Origin of the sequence: Nocardia goodfellowii (assembly GCF_017875645.1) — a bacterium.
In the GTDB taxonomy this organism is placed as follows: domain Bacteria; phylum Actinomycetota; class Actinomycetes; order Mycobacteriales; family Mycobacteriaceae; genus Nocardia; species Nocardia goodfellowii.
The window spans coordinates 4,279,140-4,293,710 of record NZ_JAGGMR010000001.1; the positions used below are offsets into that span (position 1 = coordinate 4,279,140).

The 14,571-nt window shown below is 68.8% G+C and carries 14 protein-coding genes; 8 read left to right on the forward strand and 6 right to left on the reverse strand.

What is annotated here, in order from left to right; all coding sequences use genetic code 11:
* A complete protein-coding gene (locus BJ987_RS19655; protein ID WP_209892076.1) occupies positions 1-1,575 on the reverse strand; it encodes an MFS transporter in 1,575 nt (524 codons plus the stop codon).
* Between the two features lie 95 nt (positions 1,576-1,670).
* On the opposite strand from BJ987_RS19655, the gene BJ987_RS19660 reads away from it, so the two are divergent.
* From BJ987_RS19660 to BJ987_RS19670, 3 genes are read left to right on the forward strand one after another with little or no spacing between them, the layout of a single operon-like run.
* Positions 1,671-2,270: a TetR/AcrR family transcriptional regulator gene (locus BJ987_RS19660; protein ID WP_209892079.1), complete on the forward strand. Its 600-nt coding sequence runs from the start codon at positions 1,671-1,673 to the stop codon at positions 2,268-2,270.
* 10 nt (positions 2,271-2,280) lie between these two features.
* Positions 2,281-2,721 carry a nuclear transport factor 2 family protein gene (locus tag BJ987_RS19665; protein ID WP_209892082.1) on the forward strand — a complete coding sequence of 147 codons (441 nt, stop codon included), beginning with the start codon at positions 2,281-2,283 and terminating at the stop codon, positions 2,719-2,721.
* A gap of 29 nt (positions 2,722-2,750) precedes the next feature.
* Positions 2,751-3,878 (forward strand): methyltransferase, encoded by a 1,128-nt coding sequence (locus BJ987_RS19670; protein ID WP_209892085.1) that lies wholly within the window; start codon positions 2,751-2,753, stop codon positions 3,876-3,878.
* On the opposite strand, the gene BJ987_RS19675 is transcribed toward BJ987_RS19670, so the two are convergent.
* Positions 3,875-4,258, reverse strand: coding sequence for a RidA family protein (locus BJ987_RS19675; protein ID WP_209892088.1), 384 nt, complete (start codon positions 4,256-4,258; stop codon positions 3,875-3,877). The two genes, BJ987_RS19670 and BJ987_RS19675, sit on opposite strands and share 4 nt — an antisense overlap.
* Positions 4,259-4,521: 263 nt before the next feature.
* Here BJ987_RS19675 and cobN point away from each other — a divergent pair, with 263 nt between their 5' ends.
* Together cobN and BJ987_RS19685 are read left to right on the forward strand one after the other, a co-directional pair.
* On the forward strand, positions 4,522-8,286 hold the full coding sequence (gene cobN / locus BJ987_RS19680; protein ID WP_209892091.1) for a cobaltochelatase subunit CobN: 3,765 nt from the start codon (positions 4,522-4,524) through the stop codon (positions 8,284-8,286).
* Positions 8,287-8,509: 223 nt separating this feature from the next.
* Positions 8,510-9,022: a DUF8020 domain-containing protein gene (locus BJ987_RS19685; protein WP_209892094.1), complete on the forward strand. Its 513-nt coding sequence runs from the start codon at positions 8,510-8,512 to the stop codon at positions 9,020-9,022.
* Between the two features lie 124 nt (positions 9,023-9,146).
* On the opposite strand, the gene BJ987_RS19690 is transcribed toward BJ987_RS19685, so the two are convergent.
* Positions 9,147-10,121 (reverse strand): helix-turn-helix transcriptional regulator, encoded by a 975-nt coding sequence (locus BJ987_RS19690; RefSeq protein ID WP_209892096.1) that lies wholly within the window; start codon positions 10,119-10,121, stop codon positions 9,147-9,149.
* Between the two features lie 146 nt (positions 10,122-10,267).
* On the opposite strand from BJ987_RS19690, the gene BJ987_RS19695 reads away from it, so the two are divergent.
* Complete coding sequence (locus BJ987_RS19695; protein ID WP_209892098.1) at positions 10,268-10,621, forward strand: hypothetical protein; 354 nt, start codon at positions 10,268-10,270, stop codon at positions 10,619-10,621.
* On the opposite strand, the gene BJ987_RS19700 is transcribed toward BJ987_RS19695, so the two are convergent.
* The gene (locus BJ987_RS19700) at positions 10,618-11,166 is read right to left on the reverse strand and encodes a class I SAM-dependent methyltransferase (RefSeq protein WP_307869682.1); all 549 of its coding nucleotides are present in this window, start codon (positions 11,164-11,166) and stop codon (positions 10,618-10,620) included. The genes BJ987_RS19695 and BJ987_RS19700 overlap by 4 nt on opposite strands.
* A 201-nt stretch (positions 11,167-11,367) precedes the next feature.
* Here BJ987_RS19700 and BJ987_RS19705 point away from each other — a divergent pair, with 201 nt between their 5' ends.
* A complete protein-coding gene (locus tag BJ987_RS19705) occupies positions 11,368-12,534 on the forward strand; it encodes an epoxide hydrolase family protein (protein WP_209892100.1) in 1,167 nt (388 codons plus the stop codon).
* A gap of 154 nt (positions 12,535-12,688) precedes the next feature.
* Here the strand turns inward: BJ987_RS19705 and BJ987_RS19710 are convergent, their stop codons facing one another.
* Positions 12,689-12,952: a helix-turn-helix transcriptional regulator gene (locus tag BJ987_RS19710; RefSeq protein WP_209892102.1), complete on the reverse strand. Its 264-nt coding sequence runs from the start codon at positions 12,950-12,952 to the stop codon at positions 12,689-12,691.
* A gap of 82 nt (positions 12,953-13,034) precedes the next feature.
* On the opposite strand from BJ987_RS19710, the gene map reads away from it, so the two are divergent.
* Positions 13,035-13,802: a type I methionyl aminopeptidase gene (gene map, locus BJ987_RS19715; protein WP_209898744.1), complete on the forward strand. Its 768-nt coding sequence runs from the start codon at positions 13,035-13,037 to the stop codon at positions 13,800-13,802.
* 12 nt (positions 13,803-13,814) lie between these two features.
* Here the strand turns inward: map and BJ987_RS19720 are convergent, their stop codons facing one another.
* A complete protein-coding gene (locus BJ987_RS19720) occupies positions 13,815-14,531 on the reverse strand; it encodes a DUF8817 family protein (RefSeq protein WP_209892104.1) in 717 nt (238 codons plus the stop codon).
* Positions 14,532-14,571: the final 40 nt, after the last annotated feature.

Below are 14,571 nucleotides of genomic sequence, written 5' to 3' on the forward strand. Positions count from 1 at the left end.
TCAGCTCGACGTCGGCTTTCCCGCCGTGACCGGTTCCGGGTCGGTTGCAGGTTCGGGGCCGGGGGCTGGGCGGCGTCCTGGGGCCCAGACCGAGATCAGGAGCGCTGCGATCAGGGTCAGGCAGCCGACCACCAGTGCGGCCTGCTGCACGCCGTGCATGAACGCGTCCTTGGCGAAGTCCGCCAGCGGTTGTGCTTGCGGGCCGGCGCGTTCGGCGACCTGGAGGGCGGCGGCGAGGGAATCGCGGACGGGTTCGCGGGCCGCTTCGGGGAGTCGGGGTAGCGCGGGGGTGATGCGGTCGCTGTACCCGGCGGCGAGCAGGCTGCCCATGATGGCGATGCCGACAGCGGCGCCGACTTCGCGTGCCGCGTCATTGACCGCGGCCGCGACGCCGTGCTTCTCCGGGGGTGTGCCGGCGATGATCGCGGTCGTCGCGGGCGCGCTGCACAGGCCGAGCCCGGCGCTCATGATCAGCAGCGGCCACAGGGCATCGAGGTAGCCGGCGTCGATGTCGAGCCGCGACATCACCAGCATCGCCGCACCGAGCACGGTCAGACCGGTCAGGGTCGTCCAGCGCAAGCCGATCCGGTCGGCCAGCCACGGGGCGACCGCGGACAGCGCCACCATCGGCACCACCATCGGGGCGATCGCGACGGCCGACATGAGGGGCGAATAACCGAGGATGAGTTGCAGGAACTGCACCAGCACCATGAAGGTGCCGAACGAGATCAGGAATTGGATGGTGATCGAGGCGGTGCCGCTGCCGAATCCGCGATCGGCGAACAACCGCACATCCAGCATCGGTTTGGCGACCCGTAATTCGATCAGCGTGAAGATCGCGGCCGCGATCAGTCCGCCGCCGAACAGTCCCAGCACCAGTGGGTCGAGCCAGCCTCGCTCGGGGGCTTCGATCGCCGCGACCACCACCATGCCGACCGCGAGCGCGGCGGTGAGCCCGCCGAGCGGATCCAGCGGGGGCCGTTCCTGATCCAGCGATTCCGGCACGGTGAACGCCGCGAGGCTGAGCACGAGCCCGGCCACCGTCATCGCGACGAAGATCGACACCCAAGACCACTGGGCCAGCAGCAATCCGGACCCGATGATGCCGAGAACTGCTCCGGCACCGGCGATTCCGGCCCACAGCCCGACTGCCGCGCCGCGCCGATCCGCGGGGAAACCGGCGGTGAGCAGCGACAGCGTCGACGGCATGACCAGTGCGGCGCCGGCACCGGCGGCCGCACGGGCGGCGATCAACCAGACCGGGTCGTCGAGTATCAGCGGCACCGCCGAGGCGATGGAGAACGCGATCAGGCCGCCGATCAACATCTTTCGCCGCCCGAACCGGTCGCCGAGGGCGCCGGCGGGCAGCACGAGGCAGGCCAGGGTGAGCGTGTAGCCGTCCACGATCCAGGTCAGCTGACGCTGACTGGCGCCGGTGGCCGCGGCTACCTCGGGCAGCGCGGTGTACAGCGCCGCCATCGAGGCGATGACCAATGTCACTGCGAGGCAGGACAGTACGATCAGCCGGCGTTGCGCCGCCGAGAGTCCGGATCGGATGGTTCGGGTGGTGCGCATCAGAGCTCCGCTACTATCCGTATCGTTACGCTACTAGTAGTAGCACAAGTAATGTGGGTGGCGATAGCCCTCGACGAGAGGAATGCTCTGCGGACATGAGCGCGACCGACGACAACGATGTCGACCCGCGGCGACTACGGTCCCGCACCCGGCTGCTCGACGCCGCCACCGCGCTGCTGGAATCCGGTGGGCTGGAAGCGATCACCGTCGAGGCCGTGACCAAGCTGTCGAAGGTCGCCAAGACCACCCTCTACCGGCATTTCGACAACGCCGTGCAACTGCGGGCCGCGACCATCGAACGACTCCTGCCGCCGGCGGTCGAGACACCGGAACCGGGACCGCTGCGCGATCGCCTGATCGCCCTGCTGGAACGCCAGTTCGCCGTGATCCGCGACGCGCCATTGCAGGTGACGACGCTGGCCTGGCTGGCGACCGGCACCGATTCCGCCGACGCCCCCACTCTCAACGCGCTGCGCCAGCGTCTCATCGACCAATACAGCGTGCCGTTCGATCAGGTGCTGGACACCCCGGAAGCTCAGGAATTGCTGCGCGACCTCGATGTCGGTTCGGCACTGGCCCAGCTGGTCGGCCCGCTGGTGTTCACCAAACTCACCGGCATCGGCCAGGTCACCCCGGCCGACTGCGCCCGCATCGTCGACGACTTCCTGTTCGCCCGCACGGCCGGACCTCGGTAGAGTCCAGGCCATGCTCGAAACTGCCGGTCTCGCAGACCGTTTCGCGATTACCGAAGTGTTCACCCGGATGTTCGTCTACTGCGATCAGCGGCGCTGGGACGACTTGGTCGGCGTCGTGTTCACCGAGAAGGTGGATTTCGACGGCGGGTTCGGCGGGTCGGTCGGGGAGCGCCCCGCCGCCGACATCGTGGCCGACTGGCGCGAGGGCCTCGGCGCGCTGGACGCCGTGCACCATCAGGCGGGCAACTATCTGATCGAGCTGGACGGCGACACCGCCACCGCGCACGCCGACGCGATCGCTGTGCACGTGCGGAATTCCGCGGCCAACGGCACGACGCGCACCTTCGTGGGCAGCTACGAGCTCGGCGCGCAACGCACGCCGCAGGGCTGGCGGGTCAGCAAATTCCATTACCTGCTGAAGGTTGTCGACGGGAACGCGGATCTGACCTGATCGGGGCGCCGTGCGACCATGGAGCACTCATGCCCACCATCCGCTGGACCGAAAACGGATCGGCCCGTACCGCTCCCTGGCATTCGGAGAATGCCGCGCCGCCGCCCGCCGAGGTCGTCGTAGTCGACGATCGCACGACGGCGAAATCCGCCTATCGCCTGGCCCGGGCGGGTACCGGGCTGCTGTGGCGAGGCGACTTTCACAATGCTCGTCAACTCATGCGGGCCATGGAGCGGCTGTTCGATCGCAGGCGTCGCAAGGCGCCGGTCGGAGACGATCCGGCCACCCTGTTCCTCGCTCATCGGGCCGAGCGCGCCGAGCGTGCCGACCTGCTCGGAAAACTCTTGGTGCGACTCGAGCCCGACCACTCGCTGGATCTGCGCCGTGCGCCCGATGTGCGAGCGGCGTGCGCGCACGCGTACGGCAGCGCGGCCGGGGAGATGTGCGTGTCGCTGCCCGAACTCCTGGGCGTGCTCAGCGCCTACCAATGGCACCAGAAGGGTGTCGAGGTCGCCGCGTTGGGCGCACGCGTATTCCCCGATTACGGTGTCTTCTCGCCGATCCGCGGCGAGTACATCGATCTCGTCGCGCGGGCGCCGTGGCCGACGGGTGTCGCCGAGCCGCGCGTATTCGACCTCGGTACCGGCACCGGGGTACTCGCCGCCGTCCTCGCCCGGCGGGGCGCCCAGGTCGTCGCTACCGATATCAATCGCCGCGCGGTGGCGTGCGCCCGAACGAATTCGGACCGGCTCGGTCTGGCCGACCGGGTTCGGGTCGTCGAGGCCGACCTGTGGACGAGTGGGCGCGCGGACGTGGTCCTGTGCAACCCGCCCTGGATTCCCGCGCGGCCGACCTCGGACCTCGAACTCGGTGTGTACGACGCGGATTCCGGCATGCTGCATCGATTCCTGGACGGTCTCACCGAGCACCTCACGCCGCGGGGCGAGGGCTGGCTGGTGCTGTCCGACCTCGCGGAACATCTCGGACTGCGGACCCGCGCCGAGCTGCTGGCCCGCATCGACAACGCGGGACTACGCATCGTAGCCAGAGACGACACCTCCCCGCGCCACCCGCGCGCCGCCGACGTCACGGACCCGCTGCACGCGGCGCGGAGCCAGGAGGTCACCTCGCTGTGGCGGCTCGCCGCGCAGAACTAGGCGGCGGCGATCACTTCGATCTCCAGCAACCAGGCCGTGTCGAAGATCTCGGCGATCACGACGGTCAGGGCCGGCTGATGGTCGCCGAGGACGTCTTGACGGATCTTGGTGTTGACATCGGCCAGCGAACGCTCGCTCAGATAGGTCGTCACCTTCACGATATTGGTGGTGGCCATGCCCGCCTGCGAGAGCGTCGCCACGATATTGGCCCAGATGAGCCGGCATTGTTCCGCGGGATCGGTGGGCACGGCGCCGGACCGGTCCTCCGGGATCTGGCCGCTGACGAACAGCAGGCGGGTGGCCTCGGCCACCTCCAAGCCGTTGGTGTAGCCGCCGATCGGCGCGGGCACCGAATCCGAGTCGTGCGCAATCAGTTCCACGACGGGTGAGCCTAGGCGTCCGGGCCTGATCTCGAGGCGAACTCGACAGACCCGTGCATCCGGCCTCGGCGCGCCGCAGGCCGCTGGGTAGCATCTGGGTGCTCGGCGGGCGACGAGGAAACCGGTGCAATCCCGGTGCGGTCGCGCCACTGAAACAGCCAGACCCTCTGTGCTAACCCACCCCGCCAGCACGCTGGCTGCCGTCCTACCGGGACGAGCAGCAACCCACCATCGGGCGCGTAACCCGAGGAAGGCCGTCTCCTGTGATTCTGCTGCTGTCCACCTCCGACACCGACCTGCTCAGCGCCCGCGCCAGCGGCGCGGACTACCGCTGGGGCAATCCGGCCCGGTTGCTCGTCAGGGGGAGCGAAGCGACGGGGGGTGGTTCCGGGGCGAGCGAAGCGACGGGGGGTGGTTCCAGGGCGAGCGAAGCGACGGGAGGTAGTTCCGGCGACCTCTCGGATCTGCTCGAGGGGGCCGATCTGGTGATCGTGCGGATCCTCGGCGGCAAGCGCGCCTGGGAAGACGGTTTGGAAGTGGTGCGCGCCAGCGGGATTCCGATGGTCGCCCTCGGCGGCGAGATCGCGCCCGACGCGGAGCTGATGGAGTGCTCGACGGTGCCCGGCGGTGTCGCGGCCGACGCGCACAACTATCTGGCGGCCGGCGGTGCGGAGAATCTGCGTCAGCTGCACAACTTCCTGTCCGACACGGTGCTGCTGACCGGTCACGGTTTCGAGCCGCCGGTGCAGCTGCCCAGCTGGGGCGAGCTGGAACGTGACGCCGCCGCGGTCGACGGTCCGACGGTGGCGGTCGTGTATTACCGCGCCCAGCACCTGGCCGGGAACACCGGTTACGTCGACGCCCTGTGTGGTGCGATCGAACGCGCGGGCGCGAAAGCCCTGCCGCTCTACTGCGCCTCGCTGCGCACCGCCGAACCCGGACTTCTCGATGCCCTCCGCACCGCGGATGCCCTCGTGGTCACCGTGCTGGCGGCGGGCGGCACCAAACCCGCGAACGCGTCGGCCGGAGGTGACGACGGGGCCTGGGACGTGGCGGCCCTCGCCGAGCTGGATGTGCCGATCCTGCAGGGTCTGTGCCTGACCAGCGGGCGTGCCCAGTGGGCAGCCAACGACGACGGGTTGTCACCGCTGGACGTCGCGACCCAGGTGGCGGTGCCGGAGTTCGACGGGCGGATCATCACGGTGCCGTTCTCGTTCAAGGAGTTCGACGCCGACGGCCTGACCACCTACGTGCCCGACGCCGAGCGCGCCGCCCGGGTGGCGGGTATCGCGGTCCGGCACGCCCGGCTGCGCCGCATTCCGAACGCGGACAAGCGAATCGCGCTCATGCTGTCGGCCTACCCGACCAAGCACGCCCGCATCGGCAACGCCGTCGGCCTGGACACCCCGGCCAGTGCGATCCGGCTGCTCACCGACATGCGCAGCGCCGGTTACGACCTCGGCGAACCCGGCGAGATCCCCGGTCTGGCGGAACAAGACGGTGACGCGCTGATCCACGCGCTCATCGCCGCGGGCGGCCAGGATCCGGACTGGCTCACCGCGGAACAGTTGGAGGGCAACCCGATTCGCATCGGCGCCGCCGTCTACACCACGTGGTTCGAGTGCTTGCCCGAGGATCTGCGCGAGGCGGTCGTCGAAGCCTGGGGGCCGCCGCCCGGCGAGCTGTATGTCGACCGGTCGCAGGATCCCGCGGGCGAAATCGTCATCGCCGCACTGCGTTTCGGCAATGTGGTGCTGATGGTGCAGCCGCCCCGGGGTTTCGGTGAGAACCCGGTCGCCATCTATCACGATCCCGATCTGCCGCCCAGCCACCACTACTTGGCCGCCTACCGATGGCTCAGCGCACCGGAGGGTTTCGGCGCCGACGCCATGGTGCATCTCGGCAAGCACGGCAACCTGGAGTGGCTGCCCGGCAAGACCCTCGGTATGTCCGCCTCCTGCGGCACCGACGCCGCCCTCGGCGAGCTGCCGTTGATCTACCCGTTCCTGGTCAACGATCCCGGCGAGGGCACCCAGGCCAAGCGCCGCGCGCACGCCACCCTCGTCGACCATCTGATTCCGCCGATGGCGCGCGCCGAAAGCTACGGCGACATCTCCCGGCTGGAACAACTGCTCGACGAGCACTCCAATATCTCCACCTTGGATCCGGCCAAGCTGCCCGCCATCCGCCAGCAGATCTGGACGCTGATGCGCGCGGCCAAGATGGACCACGATCTGGGGCTGACCGACCGCCCGGACGAGGACGTCTTCGACGACATGCTGCTGCATGTCGACGGCTGGCTGTGCGAGATCAAGGATGTGCAGATCCGCGACGGCCTGCACGTGCTCGGGCAGGCCCCGGTGGGCGAGACCGAACTGGACCTGGTGCTGGCCATGCTGCGCGCCCGCCAGCTGTGGGGCGGTGAGCAGAACGTGCCGGGCCTGCGAGAAGCGCTGGGACTCAGCGAGTCCGGCGACGAGGTGCGCGGCCGGGTCGACGTGGTCGAGGCGCGAGCGCGCGAACTGCTGGGCGCACTGCAGGGCGAGGGGTGGTCCGCCGGTGCGGTCGACCGGCTCGTCGCGGACTTCGCGACCGCGATCCTGGACGGCCACCGAACGCCCGGCGAGCCGGGCGGCGACGCGTCTGTCTCCGACAACCCAACGGCGGCAGTGGATTCGGATCGGCTGGCCGCGGTCGCCTCGGTGCTGCGTTTCGCGGCCACCGAGGTGGTGCCGCGCCTGCGTCAGACCGGCATCGAGATCGAGAGGGTGTTGCACGCCCTCGACGGCGGCTTCATCCCGGCCGGGCCCAGCGGTTCGCCGCTGCGCGGCCTGATCAATGTCTTGCCGACGGGACGCAACTTCTACTCCGTCGATCCCAAGGCCGTCCCGTCCCGGCTGGCCTGGGAGACCGGCCAGGCCATGGCCGACTCGCTGCTGGAGCGCTATCTCGCCGATCACGGCGAATACCCGCGCTCAGTGGGTCTTTCGGTGTGGGGCACCTCGGCGATGCGCACCTCCGGCGACGATATCGCCGAGGTCCTCGCCCTGCTCGGGGTGCGCCCGGTGTGGGACGAGGCCAGCCGCCGCGTCACCGACCTCGAGGTGATCGCGCTGGACGAGCTGAACCGTCCGCGCATCGATGTCACCGTGCGCATCAGCGGCTTCTTCCGCGACGCTTTCCCGCATGTACTGGCCCTGCTCGACGACGCCGTTCAACTGGTCGCCGACCTGGACGAGCCGGCCGAGTCGAATTACGTTCGCGCGCACGCTCAGTCGGATCTGGCCGAGCACGGCGACCGGCGCCGGGCCACGACCCGTATCTTCGGCTCCAAGCCCGGCACCTACGGCGCGGGACTGTTGCAGCTCATCGATTCCAAGAGCTGGCGCACCGATGACGACCTCGCGCAGGTGTATACCGCCTGGGGCGGTTTCGCCTACGGCCGCGATCTGGACGGCGCGCCCGCCGCCGCGGACATGCGTACCGCCTACAAGCGGATCGCGGTGGCCGCCAAGAACACCGACACCCGCGAGCACGATATCGCCGACTCCGACGACTATTTCCAGTACCACGGCGGCATGGTCGCCACGGTGCGCGCGCTGACGGGCAAGAACCCGGAGGCCTACATCGGCGACAGCACCCGCCCGGACGCGGTACGCACGCGCACCCTGTCCGAGGAGACCGCACGCGTATTCCGCGCCCGCGTGGTGAACCCGCGCTGGCTGGAGGCCATGCGCCGGCACGGCTACAAGGGCGCTTTCGAGATGGCCGCCACCGTCGACTATCTGTTCGGCTACGACGCCACCACCGACGTGGTCGCCGATTGGATGTACGAGAAGCTCACCGAGAGTTACGTTTTCGACGAGGTGAACCGCAAATTCATGGAGCAGTCGAACCCATGGGCGCTGCACGGGATCACCGAGCGCCTGCTGGAGGCGGCGGAGCGGGGCATGTGGGCGGCCCCGGAGCGGGAGACGCTGGATCGCTTGCGTCAGGCATATCTGGAAACCGAGGGCGAGCTGGAATAGCGTGGTGCCGCACAACAAAGCGACGCGTCGGTTTTCTTGGCGGCAAAGGATTCTCGACAGCACCGAGTGGCCAATTTTGAATTCCGCACGGGGAGAAATCAATCCCCCACTTCTGGTGGCCTCATTCCGTCACATCCATTGCGGTGAAGGCGCATGATTATTGCATCTCATGTCCGTATCTCGGGGTACCAGAATCGATGCGGCTGGATGATTGGATAATCTTATGAAGCTCAGAAAGTTTGTAGCGGCAGCAGTATTGACCGCCGCTGCGACCGGCGTCACCGCGGCCACCGCCCACGGCGCGCCCACGCCACAGACGTTCAACGGGTCCGACCGTGGCGTCGAGTACGTCGCCGCGGTCGCGCCGGACAACTCGGCCGCGACCCTCAGCTTGGCCTCGGGCAAATTCGAGCTCAGGCCGGAGGGCATCACCGTGATCGCGCCCGACGGCGCGGTCCTGGCCTCGGTACCTACCACGCTGCACTCCGCGGCGGGGCAGGTGCAGGTCACCCCGCAGCTCGATCCGGCTGCGACTACCCTGACGTTGACTCCGGTCAACGCCCCGGCCGCGCAACCGGATCTGCAGAATATCGGTGACGCGGGCACCACGGTGGCGGGCGTCCTGATCGGGTGTGCCATCGGGTTCCTGATCGGCTTGCTGTTCGTCTTCGTGGGCGCGATACCGGGCTGCATCATCGGCGGGATCATCGGCGGTATCGCAGGTGCCAACCAATGATGGTGTCACCACGGTGAGAAATCTCTGATGGATATCCCCGGCCCAGCGGCCGCATCGGTTCCCGATAATGGCCGCTCGACCGGGGATATCGCTGTTCGTGTCAACAGCACCCGGCGGTCGCCGTCTATTTCGCTCCCGCCGCGCGCAGGAATCGTGCCGCGGTGGCCCGCAGTTGCGCGGCGAGTTCCGGTGCGTCGAGTACTTCGAAATCCAAGTCGAGCAGCCCCAGGTACAGGGTCAGCTGCTGCGCCGTATCCGAACCCACCTGCGCTACACAATGATTCGGCCCGTCCGGTGCTATGGTCACGGCGGGCGGCAGGTGGGCTCGCACCTCGGCGGCCGGGGCCGCGAACCGTACGCGCGCCCGGTACCGCCACATCGCCGACCCCACGCCGCGCTGAACGCGTTCCGCCACTTCGGTTTCGGGTAACGACCGGGCGGTGAACCGGGGGCCGTTCGGCGTGCGCGGTGTCATCCGATCGGCCCGGAACGTCCGCCAATCCCGTCGCCCGGTATCCCAGGCGACGAGATACCAGTGCCCGCGCCAGTGCGCCAGCCGATGCGGTTCCACATCACGCCGCGAGATCGTCCCGGAAGTCCCGGCGCCGGAATATGATTCGTAATCGAACCGCAATCGCTCGCTTGCCCGGATGGCCGCGGCGATCGCCGTCAGCACCGTCGCGTCGACTGTTTGCCGCGGCCCGGCCGGCACGTGCACCGTGGCGGAGGTCAGCGCTCGCACCCGGTGCCGCAACCGCGACGGCAGCACCTGCTCGAGTTTCGCGAGCGCCCGCACCGAGGTCTCCTCGATCCCGGTCACCGCGCCATTGGCCGCCGTCGCCAGTCCGACGGCCACCGCGACCGCCTCGTCGTCGTCCAACAGCAGCGGCGGCAGCGAGTTTCCGGCCCCCAGCCGATAGCCGCCCGCCGCCCCCGGGGTCGCCTCCACCGGATACCCGAGCGTCCGCAATCGCTCGATATCGGTCCGGATCGTGCGCGTGGATACCGCCAGCCGCTCCGCCAGCGCGGGCCCGGTCCAATCGCGGCGCAGTTGCAGCAGGCCGAGGAGTCGCAGCAGGCGAGCCGATGTTTCCAACACCCACCGATCGTCGCACCGATCGCGGCGGATATCTTTCCGCATTCGGGAATCGCCCGGTCCGGACGTGGGCCGCCGCGCACGTTGCGCGAGTCGGCATGATGGAAGAAGAAAGAGGCAGGCTCCGATCCATCGCGAGGAGGTCTGACATGGTCAACGACGTCGAAAAACGATGGTCCGATGACAACACCTACCGCCGCGCCGCGACCTATGGTCTCTCGGTGATCGGTGTCGCCGTGCTGGTGGCGGCTCTGAGCTACTGGTGGGCGGCCGCCCGGGAACGCTGCTCGGGCGCGGACGCCGTGCTCTGCGACACCAGCTCCCGCGTCGCCGTCGTCTTCGGGCCCGGCGTGGTCCTGCTGCTCGGTGGCCTCGGCGCGTTCGTCATCACCTACCTCGCCTACCGCCGCGGCAAGAACTGGGTGATCTGGCAGGGCGCGGGGTGGTTCCTGTTCGTCCTCATGACCGTCTATCTCGCCATCGGCGGCAGCGCCGGCCGCTAGGCGCGCTGGAACACCGCGCGCCAGCGGGCGACGCCCGGCACGTCGGGACGTGGGACCTCTTCGATCAGCACCGGTTTCAACTCCTCGGTGGCGAAGGCGTCGATCTCGGATCGGGTGAGCGGCCACGGCGGCCCGTCCACCTGCGCCCCCTCGGCCCGGATACCGGAGATGACGAGCAATGTGCCGCCCGGCGCCACCAGGCTCGAAACCCGCGCGGTCGCCCGGTCGCGGACCGACAGCGGCATCGACTGCACCGTGATCGACTCCACCACCAGGTCGTATCCGCTGATCCAGGCCGCGGGCGGGGCCAGTAGGTCGGCCACCACATACTCGACCGTGGATTCGGGAAAGCGGGCCCGCGCGGTCGCGAGAGCGGTCTCGGAGATATCGAACGCGGTCGTCCGAAACCCGAGGGCGGCGATGTACTCGGCGTCCCGGCCCAGCCCGCAGCCGATGACGAGCGCGCGCCGCCCGGCCCCCTCCGCCGCGTGCCGTGCCATCCACGTGACCAGCAGCGGGTTGGGTTCGGCGGCGTCCCACGGCACGATCGCCGACCCGTCGGCGGCCTCGGCCTACAGCTGCTCGAACCAACCGGTGGGGTCGCCGCGGCGTAGCGATTCGGTGGCCAGGCGGGTCGCGTCCGCGTCATCGGGGTTGCTCACTCGGGCGAGTCTCGCACAAATTCTTCCGACGTGATTTCGGAATGCGGAAGGAAGTTTTCCGCATTGCGCTGGAGAGTGGTGCTCATGACGAACACAGCGCAGATCCGCCCCTTCCAGATCGACATCCCGCAGGCCGAGCTCGACGAGTTGCGGCAGCGGCTGGCCGCGACCCGCTGGCCGGTGCTGCCCGCGGGGACCGAAAACGATTGGCGCCGCGGCATTCCCGGCAACTATCTGCGCGAGCTGGCCGAGTACTGGGGTGGATCGTTCGACTGGCGCGAGCAAGAGGCGGCATTGAATGCCTTCCCACAGTTCATCACCGAGATCGACGGGCAGCCGACGCACTTCTTCCATGTGCGGTCGGCGGAACCGACCGCGGTGCCGTTGCTGCTGGTGCACGGCTACCCGAGTACCGTGGTCGAATTCCTCGACGTCATCGGCCCGCTGACCGATCCCCGGTCCTATGGCGGTACGGCGGCGGACGCGTTCCATGTGGTGATTCCGTCGCTGCCGGGGTTCGGGTTCTCCACACCGCTGGCCGACACCGGGTGGGAGATGAAGCGGACCACCGAGGCCCTCGCCGAACTCATGACCCGACTCGGATACGAGCGGTTCGCCACCCAGGGCAGCGATGTCGGATCAGGGATCACGGGGCGATTGGCGGCCACGCTGCCGGAACGGGTGATCGCGAGTCATGTGGTGACCGATCGGGGGATGCTCGGGCTGATGGGGGAGCAGGTTCCGCTGCCGGAGCATCTGACCGACGACGAGCTGGCGTTGATCGCGGTCGAACAGGCGAAGTGGGCACAGGAACAGGGTTATCTTGTGCTGCAACAGCATCGGCCGCAGTCGATCGGTCCGGCGCTGACCGATTCGCCGGTGGCTCAGCTCGCGTGGATCGCCGAGAAGTTCCAGAACTGGACCGACCCGGCGCGCTCGCCGGAGGAATCGGTGGATCGCGATCGGTTGCTGGCCACGATCAGCATTTACTGGTTCACGGGCAGCGGCGCGACCGCGGCCCAATTCCTCTGGGAGGTCGAACATTCGGGACTGGATTGGGTCGCCCCGTCGAATGTGCCCACCGGTTGGGCCGTGTTCAACACCAGCCCGGTGATGCGCTCGGCGATGAACCCCGGCGGTTACCTCGAGCACTTCACCGAGCACACCGAGGGCGGGCATTTCGCGGTGATGGAGCAGCCGGGTCTGTTCGTCGAGGACGTACGCGCCTTCTTCCGGAAGCATCGCGGGTGAGGCGCCCGGCCGTCGCAACCGCCGGTGCGCGATGGGCTGGGTGGCTGGGCCATCGGCCGGTTGAATGGATGTGCGCGACCGGCTGAGCGGACTGGTGCGCGACCGGTCGAGCGGACTGGTGCGCGACCGGTCGAGCGGACTGGTGCGCGACCGGCTAAGCGGATTCGGCGAGCGCGGCGGAACGCCAGGTGTCGGCCAGCTCCTGGAGCGGCAGGTCGAGCGCCTGGCTCAGCGCCACCACCGTTCCGAAGGCGGGGGAGGGCAGGCGGCCGGTCTCGATCTTGCGCAGGGTTTCGGGCGAAATGCTCGCGGCCCGAGCGACTTCGGCGAGATCGCGCTCGCCGCGGGCCGCGCGCAGCAGCCCGCCGAGGCGACGGCCGGCCTCGATCTGGGCGGTGGTGAGCGGAAGACGAACCATGATCCCACGCTAGCACGCCGATTGGTATAAAAATACCGGGCACGCTACGGTGGTATTAAAATACCAACGAGAGGTGAGCGCAGTGGTGGAGTTGAAGTCGCCCGAGGAGATCGAGCGGATGCGGGTAACCGGACAGTTCGTCGGCGAGGTGCTCGCGGATCTGCGCACCCGCGCTCAGGTCGGCGTGAATCTGCTGGATCTGGAAGCGCATGTGCGCGAACGGATCCGGCGGCGCGGCGCGGTGTCCTGCTACTGGGATTACGCACCGTCGTTCGGTCGCGGGCCGTTCCGCAATACGGTCTGCCTGTCGGTCAACGACGCTGTGCTGCATGGACTTCCGCACGACTACGTGCTGGCCGACGGCGACGTGCTGAGCATGGATCTCGCCGTCGGGATCGACGGCTGGGTCGCGGACGCGGCCACCACCGTCATCGTCGGCGACGCCGCCCCGGCGGACGCGAAGCTGGTCCGCGCCACCGAGGAGGCGCTGGCCGCCGCCATCGCGGTCGCGGTGCCCGGCAACAAGACCGGCGATATCTCCGCGGCCATCGGCGCGGTCGCGAAAGCGCACGGCTATCCGGTGAACATGGAGTTCGGCGGCCACGGCCTGGGGCGCACCATGCACGAGGACCCGCACGTGGCCAATGCGGGCCGCCCCGGCCGCGGCTACCCCCTGCGCCCCGGTCTGACCATTGCCATCGAACCCTGGTTCGCCCGCACCACCGACCGCATCTACACCGATGCGGACGGCTGGACGATCCGGTCCGCCGACGGCTCGAACACCTCGCACTCGGAGCACACCGTCGCCATCACCGAAGCCGGTCCACAGGTGCTGACCTCGGCGGTGTAGCGCCGGAACCGGTTACTCGGTCAGCCACCGCTCCAACTCGGTGCCCGCCTGGAGTTCCTCGGCGACGATCGCGCGATCCTCGGACGAGAGATCGAGCTCGCGGACCTGCGCCCGGTAGGCCGCGGCTCGTTCCGGCTCCGCCATGGCGACCGCCAATTCCGCGAGCATGGCCAGCGCGCGACCGCGCTCCACCGGCGTCGACTCGATGGCGAACCGGCCCAGTCCGACTTCCAGTACCCGGGCCGCGGCCTTGTCGTCGTTCTTGAAATCCCGCAGGATGCGGGCGTTATCGAGCGTCTTGGCGAGGTTGTCCAGTTCGGCCGAGCCGCCGTACTCCACCGCGTCCTCCGGCTCGTCCCGCTGAATGAACAGCAGGTAGTTGCCGGACGGGTCGACCAGGGTGAACCGGCTCTGGCCCGGACGAAACCGGGTGATTCGCGGTGACCCCTGCGCCGGGATCTTCCCGTAGCGCGCCCGCAGGCGTGCGGTGAAGTCGCGGTGCCGGGCGGCCACGTCGTCGACCATGATCAGGCACCCCACCGACTCGGCCGCGGCATCGAGCCCGGTGGGCCGGGCGGTGAAATGCACCGGGCAGCCGTCGCGCTCCAGCGCGAGGTAGGTGTACGGCCGGGTCTGGGCGGAGACGACCTTGTACCCGAGGGCTTTGTAGAAGTCGAGGGTTTCCTCCGTCGATCCGCTCCAGAGCACCGGTACGGGGTAGTCGGCCATGGATCTCTCCTCAATCGATACTAATCAAGTTTGACTACCT

Bases quoted from the DNA above. Each gene is read 5' to 3' on its own strand.
- BJ987_RS19710 (WP_209892102.1), bottom strand. From the start codon at position 12,952: ATGGTTCGTCTTCCGCTCACCACCGCCCAGATCGAGGCCGGCCGTCGC.
- BJ987_RS19655 (WP_209892076.1), bottom strand. From the start codon at position 1,575: ATGCGCACCACCCGAACCATCCGATCCGGACTCTCGGCGGCGCAACGC.
- BJ987_RS19660 (WP_209892079.1), top strand. From the start codon at position 1,671: ATGAGCGCGACCGACGACAACGATGTCGACCCGCGGCGACTACGGTCC.
- BJ987_RS19665 (WP_209892082.1), top strand. From the start codon at position 2,281: ATGCTCGAAACTGCCGGTCTCGCAGACCGTTTCGCGATTACCGAAGTG.
- BJ987_RS19720 (WP_209892104.1), bottom strand. From the start codon at position 14,531: ATGGCCGACTACCCCGTACCGGTGCTCTGGAGCGGATCGACGGAGGAA.
- BJ987_RS19670 (WP_209892085.1), top strand. From the start codon at position 2,751: ATGCCCACCATCCGCTGGACCGAAAACGGATCGGCCCGTACCGCTCCC.
- BJ987_RS19695 (WP_209892098.1), top strand. From the start codon at position 10,268: ATGGTCAACGACGTCGAAAAACGATGGTCCGATGACAACACCTACCGC.
- BJ987_RS19705 (WP_209892100.1), top strand. From the start codon at position 11,368: ATGACGAACACAGCGCAGATCCGCCCCTTCCAGATCGACATCCCGCAG.
- BJ987_RS19685 (WP_209892094.1), top strand. From the start codon at position 8,510: ATGAAGCTCAGAAAGTTTGTAGCGGCAGCAGTATTGACCGCCGCTGCG.